The following is a 16,809-nucleotide window of genomic DNA, read 5'->3' on the forward strand; positions in this document are numbered from 1 at the left end:
TGTGAATACGACCATTCTTGACCGTGTGGGTAGATGCACAAGTTGGGCAGGCAGGCATGGAAGAAGGACAGCGAGAAACTCTACTTCTCTATCATTACATCTTTGGCACTACCCGCTACTTTACTCCAGAAGGCGATCGCGTACCGACCCCAGAAGAAGCCGCTCAACAGGCTCAAGTGCAAGCTCAGCAAGCTCAAGCGCAAGCTCAACAGGCTCAATCCCAACTAGAACAAGAACGACAACGCGCCGAACGGTTGGCTGAACGACTGCGATCGCTCGGTATCGATCCAGAGTAAGCGATCGCTCTTATCCTATTTATCTACCTTTCGCTAGATGACGGCACAAAAACCGATAGAACTTGCGGAATCACCCGAAATCGGGCTGGCGTCTCCGTTGTTCTTTCCCCATCGGTATTAATTGGATAAGGTTTTCGAGTATATAACTCAATGTCTTTACCCTGGATGGTACGCACCCCCCTACCTATCGCAGATTTTCCGCGCAAAGCAGCAAATACCAACGGCAGTGGTTCCCACCAATGCTTAATTTCCCAACTTTGCAGATCCAGCCTTTGGTCGTCAATGGTGGCATCATCCGCAATCACTAAGCCACTGCCGTAATAGCGACCATTTCCCACCGTAATCTGCAAAGTTTTTACTTCGATAGACTGACCTTCCCAATGGATATCAACCCAAAACGGTCGCACAGTCGAGATGACTTGCACTGCTGTAGCAATATAAGCAAAAACGCCCCAATGGCGCTTCAATCTTTTGGAGACTCTGCGGTTGACTTCTGCACTCAGCCCCAGACTAGCAATATTGAAAAAATATTGTCCGTTCACCCAGCCCAAGTCAATCCGTTGAATTTGACCATTGGCAATGATTTGACAAGCCTCTGGTAGCGACTGGGGAATATTGAGGGTTCTTGCCAGATTATTGGCAGTGCCTAAAGGCAAAATTCCCAAAGGTAAGTCAGTATCTAGCAATCCTTCGACTGCTGCATTGACACTGCCATCTCCACCCCCAATGATGACCAAATCAACCTGTTGGCAGTGTTTCCGAATCAGTTCGGAAAACTGCTTGGGATTTTCACTCTTTTCCTCTACTAGTTCAAAACCCAGTTGTTGCAATTGTTCAACTGCTTGCCGTCTGGCGTCTTGACCTCGTCGAGCATTCGGATTCACTAACAGCAGTGCCCGCTGACTCATTTGCATTGTTTTGAGGGAAATCGGTCATTGGTAGAAAGAAATTACCCCAATCCTCCCAGCCTCAAGTATATGCTTCCGATTGCAGCCTGCGATACTGTCTAGTTGTGTTGCAAAGGAGCTTCAAATCGCTCTTAGCGGATGCAACGGTAGTAATTTCCGTACAAAACTTGTCAAAACACTTGCCAGAACACCCTGATATACGCTACAAGGATAAAGGATTGCTTCCCTAGCGCATAGAATTCTACGCATTAAATCTCAGAAGCGGGAAGCTTTTTTACTTCGTAGTATTTACAAAACTGATTTCTAGACCCTATGACTCAGCAAGTAATTCACCCAATGGTGAAAATGCAGCGTCAAATGCATTCACTTGTAACATCGAATATTATCAAGCCCACAGATAAACTCTGGAAAATCGCTCTCCTCTATGGAGATGAGTGGTCTTACTGGAAAAAAGAACTGTTGGAATTTGGATTTACCATGCAAGATCCAGTCAGCGAATTGCTGGCGGTTGAAGCTTGGGAAGACGAGGATTAAAGGCAGGCGGTTAAAGCTTGGGAAAGTTCCCATGCTGATTGATAGCGATCGCTCGGTCGGGGTTCTGTCACTTTCTCTATCACTATCCGCAGTTGGGGTGTAATTGTCGGCATTCCTTCGACATTGAATCTGTAACCCATCCCCTTTCGTTTATAAAACTTTTGGGGGCTTTCACCACTTAATAGAAAAATTAGGGTCGGCCCGATTGCATATAAATCTGATTGTGTCACTGGCTGACCCCGATCTTGTTCTGGGGCGCTATAATCTGGGGCACCAATGCGTGTGCCTGGTGGCGTGCCAATTTCTTTGACTGCCCCGAAATCCAAAACAACCACCTGATTGTCCCGAAAGCGCACCATCAAATTTGCCGGTTTAATGTCCCGGTGAATGAGGGGCGGATCTTGACTGTGGATATAGCCCAAGATGTCACAGGCTTGAATCATCCACTCAATCGCCTGTTTAAGATGTACTGGCCCCTTTAGATAGATGCGCTTTTCTAAATCCTCGCCTTGGATCAGCTCCATTGCCAGGTATTTCTTGCCAGCCTCTACAAAAAAGTCATAATACTGCGGAATCCCTGAATAATGCAGTGTCTTGAGGGTACGAGCTTCTCGTTCAAAGAGTTCTCTGGCTTTAGAATTTTGTGCCATATCGGCATTCATTTCCTTTAACACCACGAGAGCCTCCCCGCGCAAACGTTCAGGGTCCCAGGCAAGGTAAGTGGTGCCCATTCCTCCTTGTCCTAGCGTCCGCAACACCTGATACTGACGGATGTGGCGATGTATCTTTACTAGAGGTTGCCCGCAGTGGATGCAGAACAAATTCCCCGGCGGATTTCCGGCGTGAGAACAAGCTGCTTCAGAACTGACTGCTGGCTGTGGGATTGGAATACTGCGTGCCCTTTCTCCAGACTTCTGAGAGAGGGTTGCTGGCTCTTCTGTGCTACTGAGTTGAAATTTTAGTACCGGGCCTCCTCGCGCCAGTTGAATGAGGGAATCATCTGATACCATCCCCTGAGAAATCAGGATGCCATTGACAAAGGTGCCGTTCGTGCCTTGATTGACCAACAACCATTGGACGGATGGGGTGCCTCCGTTGCTACTAGATGAGTTGCCTACTTTCCGAAGTTCTAGATGGTGCCTGGAAACCATGCCATCATTCAGAACTACGTCATTATCAGGGGCGCGACCAATCCGAATCGTGGATGCTCTTTGGAAGTTCCACTGCTGCGGAGAGGTAGACGATGGATCGAGAAGGGTCAGCGTAACCATAATAGTTTTGAGTTATTAGTTTTAAGTTTTGAGTTTTAAGTTTGAATTCAAAACTCAAAACTCAAAATTCAAAACTTTTAAAACATCTGATGTTGATCCAGGTTTGGTCGCACTTTCGCTCGGATAACCACCGCTGTGATGTTATCGTGACCGTTGTGCTGATTGGCGAGGTCAATGAGTTGCAAAAGACCCTGATCTAGGTTGGCTCTAGAACTTAAGAGAGGCAAAAGGTGAGTTTGCCAGTGAGTTTCTATGAGGTCGTTGTCTGATAAACCATCGGAACACAGAAGCAATAAAGTATCTTCATTGAGTTCCAAAAATTGGACATCAGGACGGACAAAATTTTCGTCTCGCGGTCCCAAAGCTTGGGTCAGCTGGTAAGCATCAGGTCGATCGTAGGCGATGGCAGGATCTACCCCGCGCTGGATTTCCCGTTGACCCACTTCGTGGTCGATTGTAATTTGTTCTAAACCGCGTTTGCGGCTGAGACGGTACAGGCGGCTATCCCCAACATGAGCGATCGCTACCTTCGTATCCTCAATCAAAACCATGACAAGGGTCGTCCCCATTCGTCCAGAGCCAGAGCGTTCTTGCTGTTGGTTAATATCAAAAATCGCTTTATTGGCTAAAAGCACTGCCTCTCGAATGCGGTCTTCTGTTGGTAAACGGTTTTGCCAATTGTCTTGGAAATAGCGCCTAACGGTGTCCACCGCCATCACACTTGCCACTTCGCCCCCAGCGTGTCCTCCCATGCCATCGCAGAGAATATACAGCCCCCGCGCTTGGACGGTTCGACCTAGTGGAGTTTCCTGCTTTTTAACTTCTGTGTTGATGCCGAAGTTGTCTTCATTGTGTTCGCGTTGCCGCCCGATATCCGTGGTACCCGCATCGTCGAGACTGAGCAACTGCATTGGCAGGATGATGGTGGGCATATCATCGCCCTCGCTGGTGTCAGGAACGCGATCTTCTGAGGTGAGGGGTGGCTGAATCCGAGTTTTTGAGGTTTGAGATTCTTCTTGTTCTTGAGCGATCGCTTGTAGCTGCGCTCTCAGCTCTAAGGGGGTTTGAATCTTACCGCTTTGTAGGTTAACCAATAGTTGATCCAGAGAATCTAATTGCGATCGCCCTGATAGTTCAAATAATTTTTGCCACACTTGCCCCAAATTTTCGAGTGACAGGGTTGCGTTGGCTGGCTCTTTATACAAGCGTTGCAGGCACAGTGTCTGATCTTCATCCACCCGCAGATTTGATAGCTCCAGCAGACTCTGACGCATTTGCCAGGGTTCTAGTGCTACCCACAATTTCGTCATTTCATCTAGCCAGTACAAAATCTGCAACAGCGGAATTTGAGCATCATTGTCCAAGTCATTAAGGAGAGGCCACTGGGAACGGTCTTCTAACAGCACAACGGAAGTTCTGTCCTGCTGCCATGCATCGTGAATCGCTGGCAGGGTCGGGGACAACTTATTCTGTAAATCCAAATAGGCTTGTGCAATATTGGGAATACTTTTGGCGGCTAAAGAATTTACATTCAGCGTCTGGTCAATAAAATTACGGTTTTTGACCGATTCCGCCGCAGAAGACATCGATTCCGAGCTACTTGCAGCATTCGCTGCTTCAGCACCTTGTAGCTGCTCCATAATGGCGGTCAGCGGAGCTTTTTGGAACGGCTGGCAATCCAAAACTCTCACCATCACCTCAGCGCTGTCCGAATTGGTCGGTAGGGAGTCTAGCAATTGATAACGCTGTTGAGGGTCTAAATATACAACCTGTGGCGTTAATTGAGTCTCCCCGCTACTGCTATTTTCAGGGGTTGTCTGTGTGGAAGTGTCCGCAGCCGAACTTGAGGCGGTTAATTCGTTCTCCGCCATTGGAGTCTGAGCATCTGTTGATGAAACAGATGCGGAGGGTGACATTGTAGAAGCTGAAGAATTTGCGAATAAAGTGTTTTCCTCTAGTGAAGAGGTTGCCTGCAACTCCCCGGCCCCTGAAGCGTTTGGCAAGGGTACAGTTGCCCCGTCCAGGTCAACTTCAACTGTAAGGTCTGCTGGCATTGTAGCTGCGTCTGAAGCCGCAGCCGGTGACGGCGGTGTTGTTTCAGCAGTCGGGGCGCTCTCTGCAACTTCCATATTTTCGCGAGAATCAGATGTTGCCGCTTCCTGCCCAAGCATGGGAGTGGCGGCTGCGGCGACTTGCGAGTTTAAATCTTTCGAGAGAATTGCCCACCACACCGTTCCCGTCGTGGCACCACATTTGGGACACTCTACGAGATTAAATGGCACTTGAGTTGTGCATTCAGGGCAAACTTTGTGGGTTAGGGAAGTTCCACATTTTTGACAAAACTTGTTGGTATTTGGATTTTCAAACTGACACTGGGGACAGACAAGCATGGCGGAACTTCCTCGATTCCCGTGTGGTGTTTTAACTTAAGGGAGACAAAGTAACTGCGATCTAGTTTGCCACGTCACAATCGAAGCTTCCAACTTCAACGGGTAGAAGTCTTAAGGTCAGCGTTAGCAGACGGGGATGCCATACGCACGTCTTGCACCCTCAATGATTCGTGCTACGTCTACATTACGCGATCGCTCAGTGGATAGCGATCGCAACTCATCACTACTGAATGCGGCTAGCATCAGTTTGACACAGCTTCTTTAATAGTTCTAACTCAATTGAAGTTAGATCGCGCCACTGTCCGGGTTCTAGACCCACAAGAGACAAGTGAGCGATCGCAACTCGCACCAGCCGCAGCGTCGGAAACCCTACCGCCGCCGTCATCCGTCGTACTTGCCGGTTCCGTCCCTCCGTCAAAGTCATTTCCACCCATGCTGTCGGCACATTCTTGCGAAAGCGAATCGGTGGATCGCGAGGCGGTAGTTGTGGTTCATCGGGTAACAACTGCACCAATGCCTTTCGCGTCCGGTAATCTTGAATAACCACACCTTCGCGCAAATGTCTCAGCGCCTCTTCATCCGGAATACGTTCCACCTGCACCCAGTAAGTCCGGGGATGCCCAAATCGAGGATTGCTCAAGCGATGCTGCATTTGCCCGTCATTCGTCAACAGCAACAATCCTTCACTATCCCAATCCAAACGACCGACTGGATAAACCGAGGGAACGGGAATGTAATCTTTCAGCGTGCTGCGTTTCTGCTCAGTTGGAGTGTTGTCCGTAAACTGAGTTAAGACGCCATAAGGCTTGTAAAAAATCAGATATCGGTACACAAATCAAGGTGTTGGGAATTGGAAAATGGGTAATTGGTAATTGTTCATTCCGATGACCGATTACCCACAGCCCATTAATTGATTTTGACGCGGAAACGGACAAAACCAAAGTTACTACCAGCAACATTAGAAACATCACCCAAATTTACAACAACCGACCCGTCAGGATTAGTTTGGTTAGAGCAAGCGTTTCCCGTAGACAATGGAGCCAAAGGTGATAAGAATACCCCAGCATCTGTATCTGAGGCATTCGTTTGGTTAGTAACTGTTCCCGCGCGATTCAGCGAAATCCCGCTACCTGACCCAAAATTATTGCTAATAAACGTAGTCCCGGATGGAATCGCGTCGCAGAATCTAACGTTATTGACTGGGCTACCACCATCCGATAGGAAGTAGATGGTGTATTCAACTTCATCGCCGCTAGTCAAAGCATTCTCTGATGGTACTTTGACAACTCCTACTGGGGACAGTTGAGCAAAGCCCGGAACATCATCATTTTGGTCATTTGGATCATTTACAAAGCTGCTGAAATTAATTCCGCTAATCGGAACGCCATTTCTCGTTGCATTGGTAATTCGTTTCACCAAACGTAAATTTCCAGCACCGAGTGTAGCCTGCCGGAAGCCAAAATCGGCGTTAGTGACCGTCTGATTGGCGGTGACAGTAACGCGGAATGAGGCATTGTTAGTGGTTAGGGTCAAACCAGGGGGATTGCTGACTTCTACCGTATAAGTGCCTGCGGCAAGACCGCTGAAGACGTAGTTTCCATTGGCGTCCGTGATGGTGGTGGCAATGATGTTGCCGTTGGCATCTTTTAGCGTGAGAGTAACACCACCAATCCCGGTTTCACCAGCGTCTTGAGTGCCGTTGCCGTTAGTATCGTTAAAGACGCGATTGCCAAAAGAAGCACCCGGCTTGCGGAAGCCAAAGTCGATATTGGTGACGGCTTTACCAGGAGTGAAGGTTACAGGAACTGAGTCGTTGCTAGTCGTCAGCGTAAAGCCAGCCGGATCTGTGACATCGATAATGTAGTTGCCGACTGGTAGATTGGTGAAGCTGTAGTTGCCGTTAGCATCCGTGGTGGTGGTAGCAATGATGTTGCCGTTGGCATCTCTCAGCGTGACGGTAACGCCGCTGATTCCTGGTTCATCCGGGTCTTTAGTACCATTACCATCCAAGTCATTAAACACTAGGTCACCAATAGAACCATTGGCCTGGCGGAAGCCAAAGTCCACGTTATTGACAATTGGTGCTGCGGCTGTAAGGCTGACCGGGGAAGAGTCGTTGTTAGTCGTCAGCGTAAATCCAGCCGGATCGGCGACTTCGACGATGTAGTTGCCGAGTGGTAGACCGCTGAAATTGTAGTTGCCGTTAGCGTCCGTGGTGGTGGTGGCAATGACAGCACCGTTGGCATTTTTTAGTGTAACGGCGACACCGCTAATTCCTGGTTCACCCTCATCCTGAATGCCGTTGCCGTTAGTGTCGTTAAAGACGCGATCGCCAATCGTACCTCCCGCAAGGAAGCCAAAGTTGGCATTAGAGAAGTTTGGATTATTAGGTGAGATAGTAACGGAAAGTAAATCGTTGTTACTTGTTAGCTTAAAGCCGGTCGGGTCGGTGACATCGACAATGTAGGTGCCATTTGGCAGATTATTGAAGATGTAATTGCCGTTGGCATCTGTTGTAGTGGTGGCAATGACGTTACCGTTGGCATCTTTCAAAGTAACGGTGACACCACTAATGCCTTTCTCGCCAGCATCCTGAATGCCGTTGCCGTTCAAGTCGTTGTAGACAAGAGTACCGATAGAATTGTTCGGCTGGCGGAAGCCAAAGTCGGCGTTGTCAACATTTTGACCCGTTGCCAGAGTGATGGCAGAAGGAGTGGCAGTGGCAGTGAAGCCAGTCGGGGGGGTGTTGACGGCAACGGTATAGTTGCCTGCTGGCAGATTACTGAAATTGTAGTTACCATTGGCGTCCGTCGTCGTGGTGACGGTGCCATTTGGGCCTGTTAAAGTGACGGTAACGCCGCTGATGCCTGGTTCTCCAGCATCCTGAATGCCGTTACCGTTGGTGTCATTAAAGACGCGATCGCCAATCGTTCCCTGTGGTTGGCGGAAACCAAAATCGGCGTTGGTGACGTTTTGACCCGTTTCTAGATTGATGGCGGCAGGAGTGGCAGTTGGATTGAATCCAGGGGGAGGATTGTTGACGGCAACGGTATAGTTGCCTGCTGGCAGATTGCTGAAGATATAGTTCCCGTTAGGATCAGTCGTCGTGGTAACGGTGGTGCCGCCTGGGCCTGTTAAAGTAACGGTGACGCCGCCGATGCCTGGTTCGCCAGGGTCTTGAATGCCGTTATTGTTCAAGTCATTAAACACTGAGTTGCCGATGGAGGCGTTGGTCTGACGATAGCCGAAGTCCACGTTATTGACAGTTTGACCCGCTCCCAAGTTAACCGAGAATGGATCGTTGTTCGTGGTCAGGGTGAAGCCTGTCGGATCGGTCGCTTCCACCGTGTAGCTGCCTGCTGGCAGATTGGTAAACGTGTAGTTGCCATTAGCGTTCGTTGTTGTTGTGGCGATCGCCGTACCATTGGCATTTTTCAGGGTAACGGTAATATTTGCTAAACCGGGTTCGCCAGGGTCTTGAATGCCATTCCCGTTAGTATCATTGAAGACTAAGTCGCCAATTGAGCCTGTCTGGCGGAAGCCAAAATCCACGTTGCTGATGGTCTGACCTTGAGCGAGGTTAACGTTGAAGGGTTCGTTGCTAGTAGTCAGGGTGAAGCCAGTTGGATCGGTAACTGTGATGCTGTAGCTACCTGCTGGCAAATTGCTAAAGTTGTAGTTGCCATTGGCGTCCGTCGTCGTGGTTAAGGTGCCGCTTGGGCCTGTGAGAGTAACCGTGACACCGGCTAAACCGGGTTCTCCAGGGTCTTGAGTGCCATTCCCGTTAGTATCATTGAAGACTAAGTCACCAATCTTCCCCCCCGGCTGATGGTAGCCAAAGTCCACATTATTCACAGTTTGACCCGCTGCCAGATTAACAGAAAAGGGGTCGTTGCCCGTAGTCAGGGTAAATCCAGCCGGATCGGTCGCATCCACCGTGTAACTGCCAGCAGGGAGATTGGTAAAGCTGTAATTGCCGTTGGCGTCTGTTGTAGCGGTGGCAATGACGTTGCCGTTGGCATCTTTTAGTGTAACGGTGACGCCGCTAATTCCAGGTTCGTTAGCATCTTGAGTGCCATCGCCGTCTAGATCGTTGAAGACGCGATCGCCAATCGTACCCCCTGACGGCTGGCTATAGCCAAAATCCACATTGTTAACCGTCTGTCCCCCTGCCAGATTAACAGGGACTTGGTTGCTACCTGTAGTGATGTTAAAGCCTGTCGGATCGGTCGCTTCCACCGTGTAGCCGCCTGCTGGCAGATTGGGAAAGCTGTAGTTGCCGTTGGCATCTGTTGTAGTAGTGCCAATGACGTTGCCGTTGGCATCTCTTAGAGTAATAGTGACATTTGCTAAACCAGGTTCTCCAGAGTCTTGAGTTCCGTTTGCATTCAGGTCATTGAAAACTAAGTCGCCAATCGAGCCAGTGCTGCTTGGAGTGATGGTAGTAGTTTTATTAACAAATTGCGTAGTGTTATTCGCTGGATCGACCTTGTTATCCATGAAGGAAACTGCATTTATCTGCGTAGTGTCAGCAGTAGTTGCCCCAGCATTTGGAGTCACGCGCAAAATAAAGTTCCCAGTTTGCCCTGGAGTTAAAATTCCCGTGTCAGGAACTCCATTGCTATCAGTATCTGGTAAAGCCTTACCCGAAGCATCCAACAATTGCACCGTATAATTCGCATTGGTTCCTGTAGCTGTCAGGTTGATAATGTCATTTGTAAAAAAGTTATTTTTGACAGTAAATGGGTGATCTATAGGGGTAAGAAGTGTAGTTGAAAGCGTATCGCTTGGCGTAATCGTGAAGTTACCTGCTGTGGTAGGAAGCTGGTCAAACAAAGGTAAGCGGCTTCCATCTGCATTTGACTCAATAAGAATTTGATTGTCAGGAGTGAAATTGTTAATTCTCAACCTCCATATTCCAGCATCACCACCCGTAGCTAACTTGGTATTCGTTGCAGTTAAGTTGTCGCCTCCATTGTTCAGATTGTTGAGTCCACCATTCCAAACAGTATTACCTGATCCTGTGCCTTGTATTGAAGAGCCGTTGGGACGAATATAAGTTACGGTTCCACCATTATCTAGGTCAAAATTTCGCAAGAATAAATTACTCGTACCATTACTAGTAGGACCGAGTAGAAAATAGAACGGGATTGTCAGGTTATCTTCAGTGTTTTGCTGAACAGTACCTTGGAAGTTACCAACTAATCCACCACTCTGAGAAACAATTACTTTAAAAGTATTGTCATCGTCATTGAGGTTAGTTGCATTATTACCAAAGATTGGTTCTGCTCCTGTCTCACTCGTGACTTGGTATGTATCAGGTTGGTTGACGGTAAAAACAACAGATGTATTATTGGCAGCATTTGTGCCAGTATTCGTTCCAATTACTTGACTCTGAAGAAGGTTTCCAGTTGCATCCCGTAATTGAAAGCGAGTCGGGTCGCAAGTGGTAGCTCCAGTCGGTGGACAAATAAGGGTTCCTATATCAGCATCATTAACCTCATCTAATGCTCCATTACTCTCTGCATCCTCGACCGTAATAGTAACGCTTCCCCCTCCCGCAGCAATCATTGCTGGAGTAATGCTTACGCTGATGCGATGAATTTTATCGGTACTGGTGGTTGGAGTGATACTGGTAGGCGAACAGGGAGTTAAGCCATTTGTGGTATACCAGTCACCAACATTAGCGCAGCGTTGTCGCCCACTTGTTTGAAAGTTTAGTCCTGGCACAGATGGAAAGGTAGTTTGAGCCGAAGTGACGCTGGGATTTCCAATTAAGGCTGCAATAGTTGCTGTGCCACCAACTAGCCAAAGCTTAAAATTCTGTAGAGGGCAATAAGAATTGGATGATAATTGCAAAGGCTGCCTGAATCGTAGTTGCATGAGTAATTTTTAAAGCTGTAACAAATAATGTTGTCGAAGGCAGCGGGCAATAAAATCTTGGTGTTGCAAAACCCTGGAATAATATAGCCCCTAAGAATTTTTAATTTTTAATTTTAGCTTTAAAATCGAATTTTTTTTGTTAAATTTACCCTCTAAAAGCAAAAAAATACAACTTTGTTTAGTTTATTTTGACGCGAAAGCGGGTAAAACCATAGTTGCTACCTGTTGCATTAGAAATATTACCCAAATTCACAATTACTGCCCCATCAGCATTATTTTGGTTAGGGCAAGCATTGCCCGCAGGTAAAGGAGCAAGTGGCGAGAGAAATGTCCCTTCGTCTGCATCTAAAACATTAGTCCGGGGGGCAATTGTTCCAGCACGATTCACCGAAATTCCCGCACCCGAACCAAAACTATCGGCGATAAAGCTTGTCCCTGTTGGAATCGGATCGCAGAATTTGACATTGTTAGCTGGAGCCGTTCCATCAGAGAGAAAATAAATGGTGTATTCGACTTCGTCGCCGCTTCTCAAAGCTGTTTCAGCCGCTATGGTAGAAACTCCTACTGGCGACAATTGCGACCAGCCAGATGCATTGTCATTGTCGCTGTTTAGGTCATCTACAAAACTATTAAAGTTAATCCCACTCAGCGGCGCACCGTTTCTAGTCACAGATGTGATTCGTTTCACCAAACGCAGATTCGCGTTCCCAAATGAAGCGACCGTCAGCACAGTCGGGTCATCATCCCCAGTATTTGGAAGGTTTCCTTGATTAATTCCATCATCTACAATTTGAGGCAAGTCACCATTTCCTTGAATGGCATCTGTAACCGATGAGTTAACCGTGCCACCTGTTGATGTAGCAACAGCTTGGTTGCTAATCTGCACGCCAGCAGCCGCTGTAATAATTGCCTGAAACTTGATGACTACCCGACCACCATATCCACTTAATGTGCCCAAAGCTGTCGGATTGGTAAGGTTCGGGTCAGTTGTACCGTTGTAGTTGGGATTTTGTGTCACTGTTGTCCCCGTACCGGAGGCTGTAAAGCTATAACTGCCAGCAACAAAACTCAACTTAGTGGCATCAAGGCTGTCGGTCGCTAGGAAGTTAGTGACAGGGGTCACGGAGTTATTAACATAGGTAATCGTGAATTCAACCGTATCTCCAGTGGTGACGGAAGCGCTAGCATCTGCGTCTGTGACCAGACGAACTGATTTGATGCCAGTGGGCGTAACGGGGTTAGGTTGAATGGTAGTTGTAGAGCTTGATGTGTTGTTGTTGGGATTGGGGTCGGTCACATCTTTCGGTCGCGTGACCGTTGCCGTATTGCTCAATTGCTCAGATGGGGCGATCGGAGAGATGGCACCTGTGACGGTATAGGTAGCAACAGCTGCACTGTTGAGATTGACCGTGGTGTTGATAGCATTTCCCGTACTGCTAGGTTGTCCGCAACTACCAGTTCCGGTTGTAATGGCGCAAGTCCAAGTAACTCCAGTGATTTGCTCCGGAACGTTATCTGTTACCGTTGCTCCAGTCACGTTAGAGGGGCCGTTGTTGGTAACGGTGAGGGTGTAGGTAACAGGACTGCCTGCAACCACTGGACTCGTCACCAGCGTTTTTTGAATCTGCAAATCGGCTTCGGATATGGTGATGCCTTGCTCAAGATTGGTGAGTGTAGATGGGTAGTATGTCCAAGTATCAATACCTCTGTTATTACCAAAACCTTCCTTACCAACCCCTTGAAATGCATGGGCACCATTGCTGCTGGAAATCCCTGCTAGGGCGCTCAGAGGGTTAGGTGCTTCTGGGGGAGGCGGGTTTTCTACTAAAGGAGCGTCATTATAGTAGACCCTATCAGGAGGCGGTGCCGGATTACTTGCCGGAGTGGGATTATTAAGCCGCAGGATTTTCAAGCCATTCGGGTTGCTTTCAGGATCTAGAAATGGAAAATGAATTTCACCGGCACTAAGTACGATTTGGGCACCGTAAGCGATATTACTAGGAGGGATAGTCGCTCCATTCGCATCTAAGCCATCCCAAGGTACAGTGTTGATCCCAACATCTGCGGTTCCTACTAGTATGCGATCGTTTCCAGTACCGTATTTTTTGTCTTGGTTGAGATCAAGAATAATCTGGTAGCTGCCCGATGCCGGGGTGTTAAAGCTAAAATTTCCTCCCAATGGAGTAGTTGTACCCGCCTGACCGTTAGTTCCCTCTGTGCCTGTAAATTTAAAATCAGTGGGAGTAGGGGGTGCCACGGCTGGTGTCAGTAGCCATGTCTGACCACCACTGGCTGGAGTTATGGGTGCTTGCAGCGGCAGGGTAGAACTGGGTTGATTAAAGAAGATTTTATAGGTGACATCCGTCCCGAAATCTGGCTGATCCGGGTTATATACGTTACTTCCTATAAGCGGAACAGATTGGTAAATCGGACCGCCGTTTGGATTTGCCGTAAAACCTTTGTTATTGGCAAAAAAGATAAATCCAAAGGGATCGAGACCATTTAAATCGATTTGGTACTGATAGCCTTCATCAGTCAAAACAAAGGCTTTGGAACGGAGACTTCGCCCATTGGCTCCCAAGTTGAGAGAAAAATAATTTGCATAGGCTCGACCGGGGATAGGTTGATTTCCGTTGGCGACTGTGACATCCCAAGCTAAAACCCAAGGAACATCATTCAGCTGATCTGTTGCTGTCCAGCTATAGCTGTTTTGTATTTGAGGCGCATTGGCGCTATTTTCGTACGGATTGTTATCGCTTTGAGGATCTGGGCTGACAAAGTCGATTTCCCAAATGCCATCTCCAGCAGATGAAGTTTGGATTGCCGTAATTGTGCAGGGGCTGTAGCCTTGGGGATTGACAGGTAGAGGGCCTGCTTCCTCTTGCGCTCGGTTTTCGATCTTACCGATACCTGCACCACAAGAAGTAAAAGCATTGCTATTAGGCGGTCTATATTGGATCTCGCCATCTCCAACACCGACGGCACTGGAACCAAGGTAGATTGTTTCTCCTGCCTTCGCGAAAACCCGAATTCTGGTTCGACGCGGTATATCAGTAGTCTCAAAGGGGGCGTTTCGATATTCTAAAAATGGGCGATTGCCTGGGTTATTGGTCAGTTCCCGGCTGCCTTCAGCATATGCAACTTTACTGGCAGCACTAATAGCACAAATGGCAAGGGCAAGGCTGCCGCAAAAACGGCTCCAGCGGCTAAGGGGAGTTTGATTTGTTGGGGAATACAGGTAAAATTTCAACATCAAACTAACAGTTTCCTCACACTTCGTCTGGCAATATCATCAAAAAGTAAAAGGCTCTCATCAAGAATTATTTTTTCTTTACATGAGAGCATTAGAGCCTTTTTCCTACTCCAACTGCAAATCTTCTTCTTGGACAAATAGCTCGATGCCTCTGGCATCTTGGAAGATAAATTCGACCCGACGATTCCGGGCATAATCTAGACGGTTTCTTCCAGTTACTCGCGGTTGAGATTCACCCAAGGCGCGAATTGTCATGCGTTCTGGGGCAATGCCTTGACGCAATAAATAATTTCTCACTGCGATCGCTCGCCGATTTGACAAGTCAAGATTATATGCATCGCTGGCACGAGGGTCGGTGTGACCTCGAAGCTCAATCACAATCGGGGGATTTGCTTGTAAAACTTCGGCAATTCGATCCAGAACTCTGGCACTTTCTGGACTAATCGTGGCTTTGTCGAGAGCAAAGTGGACGTTGGTTGGCACCTGGATGCGGATGGGTTCTGGTGGTGGTTCTTCCGGCGGCACTTGTACCACTGGAGGAGCGGGTGCGGTGGTACATTGAGGAATTGTCCGCAGTCTGTTTCGTAATATATTCGTACTGGTAAAGTTGGTGGAAGAGAGGTTCACCCGGTCGCCGACTGGTGACGGTGACACAATTTCAGCATTGGCAGCGGGTTCAGAGGTGCCGTATTTTGGGATTGTAGCGATCGCGCTAACTATATCTCCTGGTTGTAAATTATCGAGCGTGAGGCTAAATTTTCCCTCGTCATCTGCTGCACCTGTTGTCAGCGGTTCTCTTAAGGAAGCATAGGGCGTCTCGCTATTCTCCTCGACTCGATAAATTGTCACCTGAGAACCCGGATCGGCAGTTCCAGACAGATTCGTTTTATTACCGAGTACAAAAAATTCGCGGCTAATGAATTGGGGGGCATTAATCGCTGAGTTAGCTGTATCCAAGCGACGATTGGGCGAATTCCGGGGTGGATTGGGACCATCTCCCCGTTGGTACTCTTGGACACCTGTATTTTGTTGAGCAATTAAGTCGATGCTCAAACCGGCTAAATCAAAGTAACGATTGGATTGAATGAGATTGCGATCGCTCTTGGGATAAGATGCAACCACGACACCCGGTCCGGTTTGATGACCAATTTGGTTATTGATTACCTGATGATCGTTCCCCATCAGGTAAACTGCTGCCCGACGCAAGCGACGACCGTTATAAATAATTTGGTTATTATTAATTTGCGCCGCACCTTGGGGTTTAAATAAAAAGACGCCGCTGCCATCGTTGCCGCAAATCAAGTTGGCGCTAACCTGCGTCTTATCAATCATCCCTTCTAAGCGAATTGCATCGGGCATTCCCGCAATCCCGTTGCCAACAATAATGTTTTCTGTCACTTGCAAATTTTGAGCTTGGACAGAGGTAATAATTCCGCTGCCATCGTGGTAAGAAATCCGGTTTCGTTGGATTGTTGTCCCCAAGCTGTTAAATACAAATACCCCAAATGCCGAAGTTTGCTGCGGTACACTTTGATCCGGCGGAATCCCTAACCAGTTGTTCTCAATGACTACATTTTTCGGGGAATTGGAGATTGGTGATGGTTCGCTTTCCCGGTTCTCGGGTAACTTTTGACCATTCGCGGCTCCCTTAATTGCAGCAGACTGAGGATTATCGATAAAAATGTCTGCGGGTGGCAAGGTAGCAGTGGCGCGGTGGCGGGAGGTGAAACCGTAGAGGCTTAATCCGCGAATTGTCACCCCATCCGCAACAACTGTTAAGCCCCGGAAGACTTCTCTATCGGCTGCGGGAGCGATCGCGACTACCGGAATCGGAATTGCAATCTCGGCAGTTGCCGTCCCTTCGGGTTCATACTCTGGTTGAGTTGTACCATCAACAATTAATTCCGCACGAGCTAATGGTGGCAACACATCGACGAGGCGGATGGTAGTATCTGCTGATGGCAAATTAAAAGCAATCAGCGAACCCGTACCAACATTACTTGAAACCTGGTTTTGTTCGGCACTACTAAGACGATCTAAGGGTAATGTCCCATTGACAATCTCAATCGCTTCCCGCAGCGTTAAGGCATCATCTGGGTTAACTGCTCCATCCTGGTTGCTATTAACAACTACTTTTAAATTTTCTGTCTGAGCAGTTGCAGAAATAGGCAACAGTAAAAAAACAAAAGGTAAGAGAAATTTTTTAGCGTTCATCTGTAGTCATTCGTGATTAGCGATCGGTGATTGATAATTGGTCATTCTTTACCGATTACC

Annotated in this window: 9 protein-coding genes; 2 read left to right on the forward strand and 7 right to left on the reverse strand. The window is 47.9% G+C overall.

Features of this window, described 5'->3' with window-relative positions:
* Positions 1–17: 17 nt before the first annotated feature.
* On the forward strand, positions 18–296 hold the full coding sequence (locus NDI34_RS09035) for a hypothetical protein (RefSeq protein ID WP_348232472.1): 279 nt from the start codon (positions 18–20) through the stop codon (positions 294–296).
* A gap of 23 nt (positions 297–319) precedes the next feature.
* Here NDI34_RS09035 and NDI34_RS09040 read toward each other — a convergent pair whose 3' ends face one another.
* The gene (locus NDI34_RS09040; RefSeq protein ID WP_190985906.1) at positions 320–1,204 is read right to left on the reverse strand and encodes a lipid kinase; all 885 of its coding nucleotides are present in this window, start codon (positions 1,202–1,204) and stop codon (positions 320–322) included.
* 312 nt (positions 1,205–1,516) lie between these two features.
* Between NDI34_RS09040 and NDI34_RS09045 the strand changes: the two genes are divergently transcribed.
* Entirely contained in the window at positions 1,517–1,738 is a 222-nt protein-coding gene (locus NDI34_RS09045) for a DUF4327 family protein (protein ID WP_190415607.1), read from the forward strand.
* Here NDI34_RS09045 and NDI34_RS09050 read toward each other — a convergent pair.
* The 6 genes from NDI34_RS09050 to NDI34_RS09075 all read right to left on the reverse strand — a co-directional run bounded on the left by NDI34_RS09050 (position 1,735) and on the right by NDI34_RS09075 (position 16,749).
* A complete protein-coding gene (locus tag NDI34_RS09050; RefSeq protein ID WP_190985886.1) occupies positions 1,735–3,009 on the reverse strand; it encodes a protein kinase in 1,275 nt (424 codons plus the stop codon). The genes NDI34_RS09045 and NDI34_RS09050 overlap by 4 nt on opposite strands.
* Positions 3,010–3,086: 77 nt before the next feature.
* Entirely contained in the window at positions 3,087–5,399 is a 2,313-nt protein-coding gene (locus NDI34_RS09055) for a serine/threonine phosphatase (RefSeq protein WP_348232473.1), read from the reverse strand.
* Positions 5,400–5,622: 223 nt separating this feature from the next.
* Positions 5,623–6,231 (reverse strand): pseudouridine synthase, encoded by a 609-nt coding sequence (locus tag NDI34_RS09060; protein ID WP_190415615.1) that lies wholly within the window; start codon positions 6,229–6,231, stop codon positions 5,623–5,625.
* Positions 6,232–6,305: 74 nt separating this feature from the next.
* Complete coding sequence (locus NDI34_RS09065) at positions 6,306–11,282, reverse strand: SdrD B-like domain-containing protein (RefSeq protein ID WP_348232474.1); 4,977 nt, start codon at positions 11,280–11,282, stop codon at positions 6,306–6,308.
* A 178-nt stretch (positions 11,283–11,460) separates the two neighbouring features.
* Positions 11,461–14,535, reverse strand: coding sequence for a hypothetical protein (locus NDI34_RS09070; protein WP_348232475.1), 3,075 nt, complete (start codon positions 14,533–14,535; stop codon positions 11,461–11,463).
* A 105-nt stretch (positions 14,536–14,640) separates the two neighbouring features.
* Complete coding sequence (locus NDI34_RS09075) at positions 14,641–16,749, reverse strand: OmpA family protein (RefSeq protein ID WP_348232476.1); 2,109 nt, start codon at positions 16,747–16,749, stop codon at positions 14,641–14,643.
* Positions 16,750–16,809: the final 60 nt, after the last annotated feature.

This window comes from Trichocoleus sp. DQ-U1 (assembly GCF_039961925.1).
Taxonomy (GTDB): Bacteria; Cyanobacteriota; Cyanobacteriia; order Cyanobacteriales; family FACHB-T130; genus FACHB-T130.

Coding starts and splice junctions, on each gene's coding strand:
- NDI34_RS09065 (WP_348232474.1), bottom strand. CDS start 11,282: ATGCAACTACGATTCAGGCAGCCTTTGCAATTATCATCCAATTCTTAT.
- NDI34_RS09055 (WP_348232473.1), bottom strand. CDS start 5,399: ATGCTTGTCTGTCCCCAGTGTCAGTTTGAAAATCCAAATACCAACAAG.
- NDI34_RS09045 (WP_190415607.1), top strand. CDS start 1,517: ATGACTCAGCAAGTAATTCACCCAATGGTGAAAATGCAGCGTCAAATG.
- NDI34_RS09070 (WP_348232475.1), bottom strand. CDS start 14,535: ATGTTGAAATTTTACCTGTATTCCCCAACAAATCAAACTCCCCTTAGC.
- NDI34_RS09040 (WP_190985906.1), bottom strand. CDS start 1,204: ATGAGTCAGCGGGCACTGCTGTTAGTGAATCCGAATGCTCGACGAGGT.
- NDI34_RS09075 (WP_348232476.1), bottom strand. CDS start 16,749: ATGAACGCTAAAAAATTTCTCTTACCTTTTGTTTTTTTACTGTTGCCT.
- NDI34_RS09050 (WP_190985886.1), bottom strand. CDS start 3,009: ATGGTTACGCTGACCCTTCTCGATCCATCGTCTACCTCTCCGCAGCAG.